Origin of the sequence: Sphaerospermopsis sp. FACHB-1094 (assembly GCF_014696195.1) — a bacterium.
Lineage (GTDB): Bacteria > Cyanobacteriota > Cyanobacteriia > Cyanobacteriales > Nostocaceae > Sphaerospermopsis > Sphaerospermopsis kisseleviana.
Map to the genome: position 1 here is coordinate 48,000 of NZ_JACJPT010000005.1, position 15,651 is coordinate 63,650.

A 15,651-nucleotide genomic window follows, 5' to 3' on the forward strand; every position below is an offset into this window, starting at 1 on the left:
ACCATTTATGTTTTTAATTAGATAAGGCAATTTTGCTTTTATAGGAAAATTTGGAATTACTTATGACTGTTGCTCGTACAATCTGCTTAGGATTTCTGACTGTTATCCTGGCAGGAACTATACTATTAATGATGCCTTTTTCCACTAGCAATGGTACCTGGAATGACCCCATTGTAGCACTATTCACCTCAACCTCCGCAGTTTGTGTTACAGGTTTAGCTGTAGTTGATACTGGTACTGGTTTTTCCTTTTGGGGTCAATTGTTTATTGTCATGCTAGTACAAATTGGTGGTTTAGGATACATGACAACTACCACCTTTTTGATTTTATTAATTGGCAAAAGATTTGATCTGAGGCAAAAATTAGCGATTCAACAAGCTTTAGACCGCCCAGGAATGAGTGGTAGTACCCAAATTATCCGCTCTATCATTGCTACAACTCTGATTTTTGAAATTACGGGAATATTTTTGTTATTGCCAGCTTTTGTTAAAGATTTTGGTTGGGATCAAGGACTTTGGTTATCAATATTTCACAGTATCAATTCTTTTAATAATGCAGGTTTTAGCCTATTCAAAGACAATTTAATAGGCTATCAAACCTCTATCTTAGTAGTTTTCACTGTTACAGGCTTAATTATTTTTGGAGGCATTGGTTATCAGGTTATTTTAGATATGTATTTTTGGTTTCGTGATAGATGCTTAAAGAAACCTCATGCCATAGTATTCTCTCTTGACTTTAAAGTAGCAACCAGTACGACTCTACTGCTTTTAGTTGTGGGAACAATTGCTTTTTTGTTCATAGAAATGAGAAATCCTGAAACCTTTGGTAATTTTAGTTTTCCTGAGCAATTATTATTAGCTTGGTTTCAATCTGTTACCCCTAGAACCGCTGGATTTAACACTGTTGATATTGGTAAAATGACTGATGCCGGGTTATTTATTACCATTGCTTTAATGTTTATTGGTGCCAGTCCTGGTGGTACAGGAGGAGGTATAAAAACCACGACTTTAAGAGTTCTCACTAGTTGTACAAGGGCAATCCTCCAAGGGAAAGAGGAAGTTTTACTTTATGAGCGTAAGATAGCAATATCACTGATTTTAAAAGCTGTAGGTGTAGTTTTTGGTTCTCTAGCTACAGTGATTGGCGCAACGATTTTAATTAGTATTACAGATCCGAAATTAGAGTTTATTCAAATTCTTTTTGAGGTGGTATCAGCATTTGGTACAGTGGGTTTATCCACAGGAATAACAGCAGGTGTTTCCACTGGAGCAAAAATAATTTTAATTGTCACTATGTACATTGGTAGAGTCGGTGTTTTATTATTAATGTCAGCTATATTAGGTGATCCTCGTCTGAGTAGAGTTCACTATCCTGAAGAAAATTTACTTGTTGGGTAATGGGTGATTGGTGATTAGTGATTGGTGATTGGGTGAAAATAACTAATAACTAATAACTAATGACTAATAACTAATGACAACGGAAAACTGACAACTTACAAAATTATGAATCTTTCATCATTAAAATTTTTTCGCAGTTTACGGCACGATAATCAGCAATTTGCTGTAATTGGGTTAGGTCGTTTTGGTCGTTCTGTTTGTGCAACACTGCACAGTTTAGGTTATCAAGTTTTGGCTACTGATGTGGATGAAAAGCGAGTTGCTGAAGCTTTAAATGATCAAATAGTCGGTCATGCAGTGCAACTAGACTCTACTGAACCTGCTGCACTCAAAGAAGCTGGTATTTTTGAATTTGATACAGTAATTGTGGCTATTGGTAATTACATTCAAGAAAGTATTATCACCACTCTTAATGTTAAAGAAGCTGGTGTACCTCATGTAGTTGCAAAAGCTTCTAGTGAAGTTCACCGCAAGCTATTAAAACGAGTGGGAGCAGATCATGTAGTTTTCCCAGAATATGAAGCTGGTTGTGCTTTAGCAAGAACTCTCACTAGACCATCTATTTTAGATCGCTTTGACCTCGATCCAGATCATAGCATTGTTGAAGTAATTGTCCCTGATGAATTTCACGGTAAAACTGTTGCAGAAATTCAACTGAGAAACCGTTATGGTTTAAATTTGTTAGCAGTAAGTCAGGATGGTAAATTTAAGATTAATCCTGATCCCACTAAGCGTTTAGAACGTGGTTCAGCTATGGTGGTAATTGGTTGCAATAAAGATATTAATCGTTTACCAATTTAGGTGACTGGGGACTGGTAACTGGGGACTGGGTAATCAATTTTATGTTTTTTAATCAGCTATTAACCCAAGTTGCTAGTTATGGGGAAGAGCGATAGCTACGCTGCACTTCGTGAACGCTAGGGTGAAGTTTGGGAAATAAATGGGTCAATAAAGTAATAACCCACATTCCGCACTTCATAAAGTAGCATAATTAAACTACATTGACGGTCAATTAAAACTTATGGTTTGAACAATTACGTATCAGTGGAAAACAAAATTATGAACACACAAAGTTGAGCTTTTATTTGTGTTTAAAAGCTGTTTCAACAATAATATTTAATTCAAGGTGTGCAATCAGTTATCAAAAAGATAACCAATGAAATCGTCAAACCAGAGAGAACAACTAAGATAATAAATAATATTTTTGGCAAGTAGCAGGTAGGAATTGCAAGATATGACAATGCGACTCCGTTAAATTAAGAATTCGTTGAAATCCTTGTATCATTAAAAGATGAATCCCTTGAAAACATTGAAATATCCATCTTAATGTGGGAGATTCTGTGGGTTTATTCAATTGATTTTTAACTGTGGATTTTTGTGCCTGCCACAAGAGTTTTGCTGTTGTGTAATTAACTCCTGATTTTCTCTTAATTTACATTTCACTCTATAAACTGTTGTTTTTCCTTTATTGGTTTCAGTAATTCGAGGGTCTGATATTTGATGATATTTTAATTTGGTTGTTATTTCTTTGACTTTTAATTCGGTCAAAGATTTATCTGTAAATTCTTCCTGTTCTAATTTCGCTATTTGTTTGTTAGCTTTTAATAACTCTTCTTGGATTTTTTTGTCTAGTTTATTTAAGTCTGCTTTTTTTCTTTCTGCACTTTCTACTAATAACCATCTTTGCTCTATTCCTCCATAAGATACTTTCTCTTCGAGATAGCTATGGTTGGTGAGCGCAGTCGAACCATAACCCTTTATTTTACAGGCTTTCAGGTCTTTATTTATAAAGGCTTTTACTCTTATCTTGGCTTTTTTAATGGATAATGGTACTCGACTTATCCATTTCATGTTTGACATTAATTTTAAATTACTTTCGCTCCATTTCTTCTTTTTGGTAATTCATATTTCTTGGCATTTTTATTTAATTCAGTCTTATTCTCTCATTTTTTTCCTGAATTTATTATCAATGCCCTATGAATTTCTCTTTAGTAGTCAAATGTAAATTAACGTCTATATTTTTACTGTCTTAATTGCGTATTTATATTTAAGTCTTTATGCTGCTTATAATACTTGTATATGTACTACAATTTGAAGTGCGGAATGTGGGATCAAAGAGCGATAGCGAAGCGCTGCTGCAAGCAGTTCGCTCCTAGTTCAATTTATTGAAGTTAATGTTTTTTGTATAAAAATCATAAACTTAAACAATCTATGAATTTAATATAAGCCCATATTTGCTAAATTTGACTGAAATAAATAAATTGCTGTTAGTTGTTAGTGAAATAATGTGGTGCGATCGCTTTATTTGGCTTTACTTAGTTCTACTTAGGAGATACTGAATAAACCTAAAACCCAGATGAATCAAAGATTAGAGGTATTTAAAAAAAATTTCCTCACTATTTGCAACACAGGACAAACAGTGAGCGTATATAAAGTAAGCCTATTTTGGTAACTCCTGTGCTGGCTAGAAACCTCAGAAGATTTACTTACAAAGTTTTGGAGTCAAAATGTCAAATGTAATGCAATATACTGAAACATCAGAAGTGTTGGGTATTCCCATAATACTGAAGATGTTAATGCAGAATGAAAATGAATTTACTATCATTGCTATCAAAGATGATGGTGAATTTCACAAGCTGTTCACGTACATGGCGGATATTGATGCTTTACAAGCAGATAAAGCAGAAGTGAGTAAATTGGCTGATGATTATGCACGGCAAGTCAATAAAATACTGAAAGGGGTTATTTTAATTTCAGATGGTGTTGTTTGGTTTGTTACAAATGTAATGGATTTTATCTCATCCATGTTTGGAGGTTTAGCAGGATTTGGATTAATTGGAATTGCATTTGTTCTTGGGATCATGTTAACGGTAGCAGCTCTTTGGATTTATGCTTTTTTTATCATTGGTCCGTTGATGGCTATTTCATTTATTCTCAAAGCTTGGTTAAACAGTAAGAGGGAAAAAGCTATCAAGCAACTTTCTCGAAATTCCTTGGAATTTGCTAGAAGATGTAAAGTTGATTTGGATTTGTAATAAATCTGGGAAAGTCGGCAAATTCTTAATACCTAATGTTTTGATACAGGAACAAAAATCAAAACAGTTTGGGGACAAACAGTTTGCATTTAGATAACAGATAATACCTCACAAAAATTATTGGAGAAAAAAATGAAAAACTTGTTTATCAATTTCACAATCACAACTGCATTAATTACATCAATATCACCCTTAGCATTTGCATCACCCAAACCAGAATCTAAACTTCCTTCAGGTGCTTATTATACCCCAGGAACTATGTTTAATAACTCTAGGAGAGAGATTTTAAATCGTAATGGAAAAATTTGCATCAAAATAGTTGATGGACCACCTAATAACTATCGTGGACGAGAAGAAATTATGATTAGTAGCGTATCAAATCGAGGAGGTAAACTTTACATTGATGGCAATAATCAAGAAATCCAGGTAATGAATGTTAGAGAATTACCAGAGTATGAATTTTTAAGCAAATATTCTACTGTTTTAGCTGCATTCAGTGATAATGTTTCTAGTGGTTGGGGATTATTAGCAGGAAATAACTCTGATTCTCGTACTACTCCAGCGCAAAATAAGAGAATGCAGGAATGTATAAATACTAAAGGTAATTATGTCCGTAAAATCAAAGGTAGAATGCTGCAAGGACAATTTTAGATAATTATCTTGGATTACCAGCGTTTTTTGGTATTTGGTCTATTTTTCTTATCCTGCAACGGTTTGGGGCTTATTTCTTCCTGATAAATATTTACAGCACATTCCATAGAAGCAGGACTTACGCAAGATGTGACTGAAAACCTTATTCTTGCGTAGGGGTAATTCATGAATTACCCCTACTTTCGTTCCCTTTTGCGTAAGTCCTGAGAAGATTAGCGGGCAAGATGCCCGCACTACATCGCCCCTTTCTATTTTGTTTTTCAAGATTTAGTAGAGGAATTTCTCAACTTTTTGCAACACGGAGTAAATCTGGTTCGTATATAGATTATGGACAACATCTAGTTCAGCAATCTACCTTATCACTCATCAAACATTCATTTCAAAGGAATGGGAAATTATGATCAGAAGTCTTAGTAGTGGAACAGCAATTTTACTATTTACCTTAGTTAATATCATCAGCTTACCAACAACGGTAAAAGCTCAAGGTTCAAATGTAGATTGTAAAAAGGCAGTTGCTAATGCTAAAAGTCGTTTACGAAAAATTCCTAATGTGTTAATAGAGGAAACTTTTACAAAGAATCTTAACCAGGTTTATTCCGATTTCCCAAAAGAACGACCTATTGAATATATCTTTTATCTCACTGGTCCAAAACGTAAAGGTCGTATTGTTGAAACTGGTATCAAAAAGGTTGAAAACTCAGAACAATTCATGAAGAATATTAGCCAAGATATCATATCTAAATGTAGTTCAATTGGTGCAGTTACTTTTAGCAGTACATTACATCCAACTTGTGGTATCGCTTTTGGATTAATGCGAGATAAGAAAGTTAAACTATTCGACATTGTAATAGTAGACGAAGATACATCCCTAAAGTGGGGACAAACATTCTGCTGGTAACTAGCAAAGCAGATTTTAGTAACATTAACATCGAAATTTATTTGTTTTTAATTACCAACATAAGTTATTAAATCATGAGTAAGTCAATGATAAAAACATCACCTTTTTTTCAATTACTCTTATTATTTATTTGAAGTTAGATCAAATGAAATTATTCATGGAACTCTAGCACTTCATGGAGGTAAAGAAACCAGTATTCCTTGGGAAACTAGTAAAGAGATAGAGCAATGTTTAAACTCTAATAAAGTTTTCTGGTATTTTAAAAAATTACCAGGTTGGTAAATGAAATAGAATTGTACTTAGAATCATAACAACTATAACTACAAAGGTAATCAATGAAAAGCAAAATACTATTCAATTTGAGCGTGTTTTTAATCCTATTTGGTGTTAATTTACTACCAGTTTACGCTCAAAAAAATACTAATCGAGTCAATTCAAAAAAGGACAATAATCGGAGTTATATTGGACTCCGCTATCTTCCTCCTCTCGTCACTCCAGGCTACCTTGACCACCCCAAGGGTATTCAATATTTTGGTGGCTGGACATGGACAGTTGACGATCCTGGCTATCCCAGTTTAACACCTGGCAGCAGAGCTACTGTATATGGAATCAGTCAGGTAAAAAAAGGAAATCAGGAAATGTTGTGGTTTGAAATAGTTGTAAATAGAGATAGAACAGGAAATCCAAGTCAGTGGTTAGTTATAGATGTATTCAATGTTCCTAAAATGAACAAATCCTACACTTTAATTGGATATCACTGTCTGCGTAACGGTATTCGTGATTATTCAATAATTGCAGTTGCTAAAGACACTAATTCAGAATATTTTAGGCAAATTCAAAAAGCTTGGCGTGCTAACCGTAAAACAAGGAAGTTTGAAGCAATTAGTACAAAGGGTGTAATTTGTGAAAATACCGGTTATGGTGTTTAGAATTTATCAAAATTGTAATTTAAAAATTCAGGAATATAAACGACAATGACAGTTTCAACACTTTAATCACAAAATCATCCCCAAATATAAATCATGCGTAAATGGCGTTTATTTCTCATTACTCTCATCAGCTTTATAGCCATCTTAGGAGAAAATTGGGTTAAAAAAATTATCCCTATTTCTCTCTGTATTTTGCTAAATTCCAACTCCGCCGCTTGTTACATCAATTTCAATGATGGTCAAGTTGAAGCTGCCATTGCAAATATTAATTTAACTGATAATAGTAGTAATCAAATTTTGACATTCAATCAAGATTTACCCACAAAACAAGAGGATAATTTTCAGCATAAATTACCCTCACAAATTGCCATACCTCCCATTATTAGACCAGCAGAAACTAACTTATATCTCCAAAATGCTTTACCTAAAGATTTCCGCATCAGTAGTCAAATACCTTATAGTTCAGGTAAACAGGAAATTCTTCTAGTATCTCCCTCCACAGGTGCAGAACAGTTATATACTTTTAATGTTCCAGGTTCTAGGAGCTTTCAGCTATTTGAAGTTGAATATAAGAAAGTATCAGCTATTGATTTTAGCAGTTTAACCAACACAGATAGTTTAATTGTTAATCCAGAACAAATAAAATCTGTACTGAATAAATTTAAAATTACCTTTGCTAATAATTCTTTATCTAAAATAACTTTATTAGACGGGACAACAGCTAATTTTTCCCCAGGACAAGCTATAATCAAATCTCCCCAAGGTCAAACAATGGAAACAGTGAAAATTTCCCAAAATGAATTTATTGATCAAAATATACTTTTGAGCCAAGAAAGAGGTAAAATGAACAAAAATCTAGAAAATAATATAACTAATAAAAATGCTAATTTATTAGCTAAAACGTCAGAATCAGCTTGTCAAGCTGCGGTGAGTTCATCACTTAATGGAATATCAGATAGTCTAGGTTTATGGGGAAACAAATTAACTACAAGTAAATCACTAATTACTAAATCTGTTGGTTGGGCAATATCCTTTGGTTCTGGAGCAATCAAAAGTAATATTAGTACCAAAAACCCGATGTTACAAGAGGTAAATTGTAGACCGCCTGTACAGTGTGAAGAACAGCGTGTAAGTGGAGGTAGTGAAATTAGAACTGATTTATTTCAAGTTGCTAAAGGTGCAAATAGAAAAGTCAACCTAAAATTTGAATTTTATGTAATTCCCGACAGAATAGAATTATATTTTGATGGTAAACAAATCTTTGGACTTGGACCTAAATCTGGTCCAGGTAATGAAACTTTTGATTTACCAACTAATGCAGAGTATGTGGGGGTGAAGTTAATCGGTAATGACGATGTAAATACTCGATGGGATTATGTTATATCTTGTTCTGGTTCTCAGCTTGCTGAAGCTCCCAAATGTGAAAATGTAGTTAATCAAAATTCTATAAGTAACTCTTGGGGGGATTTACTACAACTACCTTATATCAACGATTCAATTTCTTTATTAAGAGATAAACAACAAAGCAAAAAAATAAAACTACCTTCATTTGACGTTATGGAAATAAATTATCCTTATGGTAGTACAGATCAAGTAAAATCCGAAATTGGCGGTAAAATAAATGCTGATTGGATAATCAATACCTGTGCAATTAGAATGAGTAGAGTTTTAAACTATTCTGTTCCAGAACTTCAAATATCAAAACAAGGAAATTTAACAATATCTGGAAATGATAAAAAATGGTATTTTTATAGAGTTTCAGATTTAATCAAATATTTAACAAATAATTTAGGAAAAGCAGATATTTATTTAACTAGATCAAATAATGGAGAAATTGATATTAGTAGATTGAACGATAAAAAAGGTATTATTATATTTGAAGTACCCTTTACTAATGCTACAGGTCATGCTACTCTTTGGAATGGCAAAAATTGTGTAGATGAACAGTGCTATTTTGATAAAGCAACAGCAATTTATTTTTGGAAAGCTGAATAAAATATTTTCCAAAAAATATTAAAATAAATGATGCCATCAGCCTTTTACTTGATTTGTGAAATCTAGCCAATGAAACTCTTACGCAATTCTCTTCTTACTCTGTTCGGCTGTATCCTATTCACCAGCACCAGCTTACTACTACCCAACCTAATCCTATCTATATCGCCATCGGTAGCAGCTACTCCCACAACTAAATCAGAAAATATCCATAAGTCACCCATCTTTCAACATCACAAACTGTTTCAAGGTGAAAATGTAGGGAATAAACCTGAAGATACTACAAATTTCACTAAATCAAAATCACCGATTGTAGCAACATTACTACAAAAACAAGGAAACCTCAAACCAAGTGATTCAGTAATCACTGATGATAGCACTTTCTATGACCAATACACTTTTTCAGGTTCTAAAAATCAATCAATCAAAATTTACTTAGAAAGTCAAGACTTTGACACATATTTGATGCTGCTTGATGCCCAAGGTAACAAATTAGCTGAAAATGACGACCGGGGAGAAGATAGTTCTAATTCATTTCTTCATGTTACCTTACCTAACCAAAATACTTATCGTGTAGTTGTCAATAGCTACCAACCTCAAAGCCAAGGTAAGTATAATTTGAGAATAGTTGAAGATAATTTAGATGAACTTTCTGAAAATGATCTCAAAGATTATCTGATCAGTGCTAATACTACAAAATCTAGCCAATACTCCCAGAAAGAATTTGAAACTTTACTTAAAGCTGATAGACTTTACCAACAAGGAAAAAGAACAGAAGCAGAAAAACTTTATCGTCAAGTTAAAAAACCTTTTGCTAAAGATAGCAAAAATAGCCAGATTAGTCAGTTTCCAGAACCGATCAATGATCCAGAACAATTGTCACCTGCTGGTAAAGTATATTGGCGCGAAGCACAGGCAGGTTTTCAACAAGGATTAGAAAGTAAAATATTTGTACCACTACAATTGTTGAGCGAAAAAAATCCTGAATTTGTACCTGGTCATGTCTTACTAGCACAAGCATTGGAAAAATATAATAAGCCAAAAGAAGCACGAGAAGTTTTAGAAAGAGCTTCTAGTTTATTTCCCTATAATCCCGATGTGGCTAAGGCAAGAATTAGAGCTTTAGAAGCAGATGAACAATGGTTAGAAGCTTCTATTGCTGCTCGTCAGTTTGCTATTGTTAATCCCGATCATTCAGAAAATGCGGAATTTGTAAATATTGCCGACAAAAATTTTGGGCGTTTTCGTGGTGATTTGAATAATCAAATTCTTACCACAGCAATTTTGGGTGGTCTTGGTGGATTATTGACAGGTGATTTTAGATCTAGTGCTTTTCAAGCTGTACAACTTGCCCAATTGATGCTTAACGGTGAGTCAGCAATGGGAGCGCAACTTGCTAATGGATATAAACAGCAATTACCTTTGGTACAAGATGAAATAGTTCAAGGTTATATCAATACCATTGGTCAGGATATTGCTAAGTTGATGGGACGAAGTGAATTTAATTATGAGTTTTATGTCGTCCAAGATGATTCTCTCAATGCTTTTGCTTTACCAGGAGGTAAAGTATTTATCAACACTGGGTCTATTCTTAATACCAAATCTGAAGCAGAATTAGCAGGTTTGATTGGTCATGAAGTTGGCCATGCAGTTCTTTCTCATGGCTATCAACGTATTGCTAATAATAGCTTATTGGCTAATTTAAGAGAAGTTATTCCCTTTGGCAACTTTTTTACTACTTTGGTAAGTAGAGATTATAGTCGTGGTAATGAACGCCAATCTGATATTATTGGTTCTCGCGCTCTAGCTAGTTATGGTTATGCTGCTGATGGTCTACGTGGTTTTATGCAAACTCTACACGAACGCTATGGTTCTAGTGGTCAAAGTTATGCTTCAACTCACCCATCTTCTAAAGAACGGGTTCGCTATTTGGAAGATTTGATTACTAGCAGTGGTTACAATCGTTATGCTTTTGAAGGGGTAGAAAAACACAGTTTGATTCAAAAGCGAGTTAGAGAGTTGGCGGGAAAATAGGAGTGTCAGACTCCAAATTAGTTTGTAGGGGTAATTCATGTAGCTTGCTTCCCGAAGGGCATTACCCCTACTTTCGGTCTTTTTTGCGTAAGTCCTGAATAATGTTGAAAATGTGATGATAGTAATGTGTAAGAGGCGATCGCTTTTTGGTTGGTTGAATCAACAAAACCCAATATCAACCCAAATTATTCCATCTCTAAAAATTGTCTAACTAACAATAATATTGGTAAGCTGTTGTGCATTTAATTTATATAAGGTTAACAGGCAAGATGCCTGTTCCACAAGACTTAAGAATATTAAGATTATACAGTTTAGCTGCATAACAGCTTATCTAAGACATATTTAGGGAGATTATTCATTCAGAATTGTCTCCAAAATTTCTGGTGTCAAGTCTCTGGAAACTACTCTATCGCTACTTCGGCTTCGCTCAGTACAAGAATTTCATCCATCAATTTACCAAGAAAATCAACTTCCTCATTCAGATCCTCTCGTAAAAATAAACTAACCAGCGTTGCCAAAGATTGCTTTTTCCGTTCTGTTGCTTTTTGATAGGCTTGAGCAACTTTAGGACTCACTTTGATTGTAATTTCTTCACTAATCTGCATAGTCAAGACTTGTTGATAGTATTTATACTATTATATCGGATCAGCGCGATCGCTGCGATCGCTCTCCAAAAAACTATAAACAAATACAAAAAAAACAAATACAAAAAAATATAAATAAATATTTGCAACACGAGTTAATTATTCTTCGTATAAATAATAGTAGAGATTATTCTATACTTAATGATGTTCTTACTAAAATGTCATAAGTGTATGAATGATCTAAACCTCCACCTGCAAATCCTCGTCAAGGAAGCTTGCAAGTACCCCAAAGACACCCGCCAGCACCGTCAAGCAATTAACGGTTTACTGCGATCGCTTCTCAAATCAGGACGTATTTGGAGGCCATCAGCAGGGAATGACAACAACGAGGATATTTATGAAGAAGCATTACAAAAAACTCTGGTTGATTTATCTAGTAAAACATTATGTGAGAAGTATGATCCAGATCGGGGATTATTTCTACACTGGTTTAACAGGTGTCTAATAAATAAGTACAGAGATGAAATAAGAACAGTCAACGGTTATAAAAATCGCATACAGTCTGTCTTACAAAATGATGAAATATCTATTGATCCATTAGAGCAAAGAGTTTCTCCTATAGATGCGACTTTACTCATTGCAACTTGGGAATCATTTAAGCAATGGATTATAGAAGATCCTGATAATGTTCTTAAAGATTGTCACATCAGAGATAACCCAAAAGCTAACTGTCAATTATTTGCTGAACTGAACCGTATCCAAGGAAAAAAATGGCAAGAAATAGCTGATGAAGTTGGATCACCGCAGGGTTCGCTGAGATCCCATTGGAATAGAAAATGTGAACCATTACTGCAAAAATGGTTAGCAGAAAATCAAAAATTATTTGGAGAAGAAAACAATGAATGATAAACTAAATAAACTAAATGTATTACATGATTTAGCTATTACCTTTCCCATTACTGCATCCTTTCGCCACCAAGCTAGAACTTATGCAGCACAATATTTTACACCAAATATACAACAAAGAATTTATTTGAATACCTTGGCTGTATTTGTTGCTGATGCTTATTTTCAGATACTTGGTTTTCAGACTAATCTAAATCGGACAGAAAGATGGAATGTCATTCAACGTTTATGGAGTGAAGCTAACGAATTAGAATTATTAGGATTAGGTAATTTAGAATGTTGTGTCATTAAAAAAGAACAGGAAAAAATTATTTTACCATCTGATATTATTAGTAATAACATCGGCTATTTATTTATAAAAATTGCTGATTCAGAAAAAGAAGCCCTATTGCTGGGTTTTTTACCTGCTTTTGATACTAAACATGAAGAATTAGAAATAACAGATTTACAATCTATGGATGCTCTGATTGATTATTTATCTGAGAAAGAAACATCTTCACTAGCAGAAACAGCAGAAATTGATGAGATATCACTAGAATTTACAGAAAAAAAAATTACTTATTTAAGAAATTGGTTGAATAATATTTATGAGGGAGATTGGCAACCTGCAACGCGGGATCTGAGAAATGCTATCTGCAAGAAAAATATCTCCTTAGCAGGACAAATATTTAAAATGCAGCTTTCTGTTTCCCAACCCAGTGAGGAATTAGTTACTGTTATAGTCATTGTCCAAGGTGAAAATACTTTTTTGCCTATGGGTATGCAGGTGAGTGTACCAGATGAATCTGATATTCATACAGAAACAGTAGATGAAGCTGGAGATTTGATAAAAATACCCCTAGAATTATCTCCAAGTGAGAAATTTTGGGTAGAGTTGCGGATAGGAGAAACCTTTATTAGAGAATATTTCATTGCTTAAAAAAGACTGTCTATGACTTGGAAAATCTCCTTTAAAATTGGTGGCAGGGTGCAAATAAATAATGCTGAAGTTTTACCTGTCACTCTTGCTATTTATGATCAATATGGACAAATAGAAGAACTGGTTTCTTTTCTTTCTCCTCTACCAAAATCTTTATCAAATAAGTTTAAAGATTGGCAAGATTATATTGGTTTACAAGGCGATCGCAAAGTTGTCAAAAATCGGGAAAATCGGACTTCTGGGGTCATTAATCTCACAGAATTAGCCAATTCTTTGAAAGCAGAATTAAACAAATGGTTAGGTAGGGATGGTTGGGTTGATGAAAATGGACAACCAGATCCCCGTGTGACTATGGTTTTAGAACAATTTAGGGAGAAAATAAGTCAAAAAGATGAAGTTCAAATTATTGTTCAAACAGAAGATAGACAATTACGGGGACTTCCTTGGCAAGAATGGGACACTTTAGCAGGGTATACTAGCAATGGGGTAGAAGTTGCCATTAGTGCGACTAATTTTAAACGGTTGACACAAAAACAAACAGCACAATTAAAAGCAACTGCTCGGATATTGGTGGTATTTGGTGATGAAAAACTTGATTTTGCAGAAGAAATCAGTTTTATTAAAAGTTTGCGGCGACATGGCGGAGATCCTCAGATCCTCAGACAACCTACACGACAAGAGTTAGAAAAGAATTTACAAGATAGTCAAGGTTGGCACATTTTCTTTTTTGCTGGTCATAGTGAAAGCGATCGCAATGGACGTATTGGCAGGATTCAAATTAATCCCGCCGATGGGGAAGAAGGCATTATTGAAATTGCCGAGTTAAGAGATTTGTTAACAGGTGCAATTCAGAAAAAATTACAAATAGCTATTTTTAATTCTTGTGATGGTTTGGGATTAGCAAATCAATTAACTGAGCTATCTTTGCCTTATTGTATTGTCATGCGCGAAAGAGTTGAATCTGCCGTAGCTAGAGAATTATTAAGGTATTTTTTAGAGGCATTTGTACAAGATCGCTCTTTATTTGCGGCAATGAATTATGCCCGTCAACAGTTACAAAAAAAATTTGAACCTGGTAAAAGTTGGCTACCTGTAATTGTTGCTAACCCCTTAGCTAAAGAAGTAACTTGGAATCGTTTATTTTCTGAAAGAAGGTTATCTTGGCAATGGGAAATGGTTTTAGGATTGATAGCGATCGCTATGCTAATTTGTCTACCTGTGGGCATATTCACCGAGTTTAATGGACGGGAAACTTTAACACTTTACGCTCAACTTTACCCCCATATTATCATTTATCCTTCCCTGTTTCTTTGGATGTCTTTATTTGCAGCTTATAGAGTGCATTGTATGATTCGGGTACAAACTCGCTCTTTTTTAATTTTAACATTGGTGACAATTTTTATTACTTTGGGGGCGTTGTTTTTCGAGATTAATGGCGATCGCATGATGTTTTTAGAATTTAATTCCCAAGCGATGACAACAATTAAATCTGAGAAACTAAAAACACTGTATTTAGATTGGGAAACTTCAGAATCACAGATCAAAAGTATTCCCCAAAACCTTTTTAATATTAATCAAGCTTTTGACAAACAAGGCAATTTAATTATCAAAAAATCCGCATTAGAATCAGCCATTAAACGACTAAAAAAAAGTAATAATAAAAAAGGATTTCAAGGACTTTTAAGAATTGCCACATCCTATCAAGTTTGGCAACAAAATCATCAATATTTTTCCCTAAGTAGATCGTTTTACATTCTCAATTTTCTCAGTATTGTTGCTTGTGGTGTTCAACTTGTAGCACTGGTGTCAAATATTCTTTTTGCTCCAGATTCCATCTTTAATAAAAATAAATACCTCACTTATCTGATTATTTGTGAGTTAGGTATTCTCCTATGGTTGCCTTTTCAAAGCTATAGTATAGAACATACCAAAAGTCTCTTATTTTCCTCTGATTTCCGAGGTACTCTAGCTGGAATTAATGTGATTACTTATGCGATTATTGCCATTTTATTTTTCACTACTATTAGCAGTATATACAAAAGTGCTACCCAAAAATATCAGCCTATTTTATTGTCATTTTTATTAGGTAGTTTAGGTTTTACTGTGTTAAGTAGTATTTTTGGTGTTTCTATGATTGATCACTTGTTTGGAATGAATAGCACCAATCCTTTAACTCCTTGGTTTGCCAGTATCGTGTTTTTTGCTCCTTTATTTTTCTTACTTGTTCGTTGGATTGATTTGCGAGTAAGTGATGATTAAATATCAGATCCCCATAATATCCCTTAATTCCCCTTTGCGTCTTTGCG

Annotated in this window: 13 protein-coding genes; 11 read left to right on the forward strand and 2 right to left on the reverse strand. The window is 34.0% G+C overall.

Annotated features, from left to right (window positions below; genetic code table 11):
• The first annotated feature begins 62 nt into the window (after positions 1-62).
• Together H6F47_RS02560 and H6F47_RS02565 are read left to right on the forward strand one after the other, a co-directional pair.
• Complete coding sequence (locus tag H6F47_RS02560) at positions 63-1,397, forward strand: TrkH family potassium uptake protein (protein WP_096572249.1); 1,335 nt, start codon at positions 63-65, stop codon at positions 1,395-1,397.
• Between the two features lie 105 nt (positions 1,398-1,502).
• A complete protein-coding gene (locus H6F47_RS02565; protein ID WP_096572248.1) occupies positions 1,503-2,198 on the forward strand; it encodes a TrkA family potassium uptake protein in 696 nt (231 codons plus the stop codon).
• 549 nt (positions 2,199-2,747) lie between these two features.
• On the opposite strand, the gene H6F47_RS02570 is transcribed toward H6F47_RS02565, so the two are convergent.
• A complete protein-coding gene (locus H6F47_RS02570; RefSeq protein ID WP_096572247.1) occupies positions 2,748-3,257 on the reverse strand; it encodes a hypothetical protein in 510 nt (169 codons plus the stop codon).
• Between the two features lie 647 nt (positions 3,258-3,904).
• Between H6F47_RS02570 and H6F47_RS02575 the strand changes: the two genes are divergently transcribed.
• From H6F47_RS02575 to H6F47_RS02600, 6 genes are all read left to right on the forward strand, one after another.
• Positions 3,905-4,432: a hypothetical protein gene (locus H6F47_RS02575; RefSeq protein WP_137667218.1), complete on the forward strand. Its 528-nt coding sequence runs from the start codon at positions 3,905-3,907 to the stop codon at positions 4,430-4,432.
• Positions 4,433-4,564: 132 nt separating this feature from the next.
• Positions 4,565-5,083, forward strand: a complete 519-nt coding sequence (locus tag H6F47_RS02580) for a hypothetical protein (protein ID WP_190647529.1) — start codon at positions 4,565-4,567, stop codon at positions 5,081-5,083.
• A 397-nt stretch (positions 5,084-5,480) separates the two neighbouring features.
• Positions 5,481-5,981 (forward strand): hypothetical protein, encoded by a 501-nt coding sequence (locus H6F47_RS02585; RefSeq protein ID WP_190647531.1) that lies wholly within the window; start codon positions 5,481-5,483, stop codon positions 5,979-5,981.
• Positions 5,982-6,316: 335 nt separating this feature from the next.
• Entirely contained in the window at positions 6,317-6,910 is a 594-nt protein-coding gene (locus H6F47_RS27720; protein ID WP_242027318.1) for a hypothetical protein, read from the forward strand.
• 93 nt (positions 6,911-7,003) lie between these two features.
• Positions 7,004-8,905: a type VI secretion system amidase effector protein Tae4 gene (locus H6F47_RS02595; RefSeq protein WP_190647533.1), complete on the forward strand. Its 1,902-nt coding sequence runs from the start codon at positions 7,004-7,006 to the stop codon at positions 8,903-8,905.
• 69 nt (positions 8,906-8,974) lie between these two features.
• Positions 8,975-10,936 (forward strand): M48 family metalloprotease, encoded by a 1,962-nt coding sequence (locus H6F47_RS02600; protein ID WP_190647535.1) that lies wholly within the window; start codon positions 8,975-8,977, stop codon positions 10,934-10,936.
• A 401-nt stretch (positions 10,937-11,337) separates the two neighbouring features.
• Here the strand turns inward: H6F47_RS02600 and H6F47_RS02605 are convergent, their stop codons facing one another.
• Positions 11,338-11,541, reverse strand: coding sequence for a hypothetical protein (locus H6F47_RS02605; protein ID WP_199291034.1), 204 nt, complete (start codon positions 11,539-11,541; stop codon positions 11,338-11,340).
• Positions 11,542-11,751: 210 nt separating this feature from the next.
• Here H6F47_RS02605 and H6F47_RS02610 point away from each other — a divergent pair, with 210 nt between their 5' ends.
• Genes H6F47_RS02610 through H6F47_RS02620 form a run of 3 tightly spaced genes read left to right on the forward strand, consistent with a single transcriptional unit; the run spans position 11,752 to position 15,604 of the window.
• Positions 11,752-12,426 carry a sigma-70 family RNA polymerase sigma factor gene (locus tag H6F47_RS02610; RefSeq protein ID WP_190347957.1) on the forward strand — a complete coding sequence of 225 codons (675 nt, stop codon included), beginning with the start codon at positions 11,752-11,754 and terminating at the stop codon, positions 12,424-12,426.
• Complete coding sequence (locus tag H6F47_RS02615; RefSeq protein ID WP_190647538.1) at positions 12,419-13,345, forward strand: DUF1822 family protein; 927 nt, start codon at positions 12,419-12,421, stop codon at positions 13,343-13,345. The genes H6F47_RS02610 and H6F47_RS02615 overlap by 8 nt, the downstream gene beginning before the upstream one ends.
• A gap of 12 nt (positions 13,346-13,357) precedes the next feature.
• Entirely contained in the window at positions 13,358-15,604 is a 2,247-nt protein-coding gene (locus tag H6F47_RS02620) for a CHAT domain-containing protein (protein WP_190647539.1), read from the forward strand.
• The last annotated feature ends 47 nt before the right edge of the window (positions 15,605-15,651 follow it).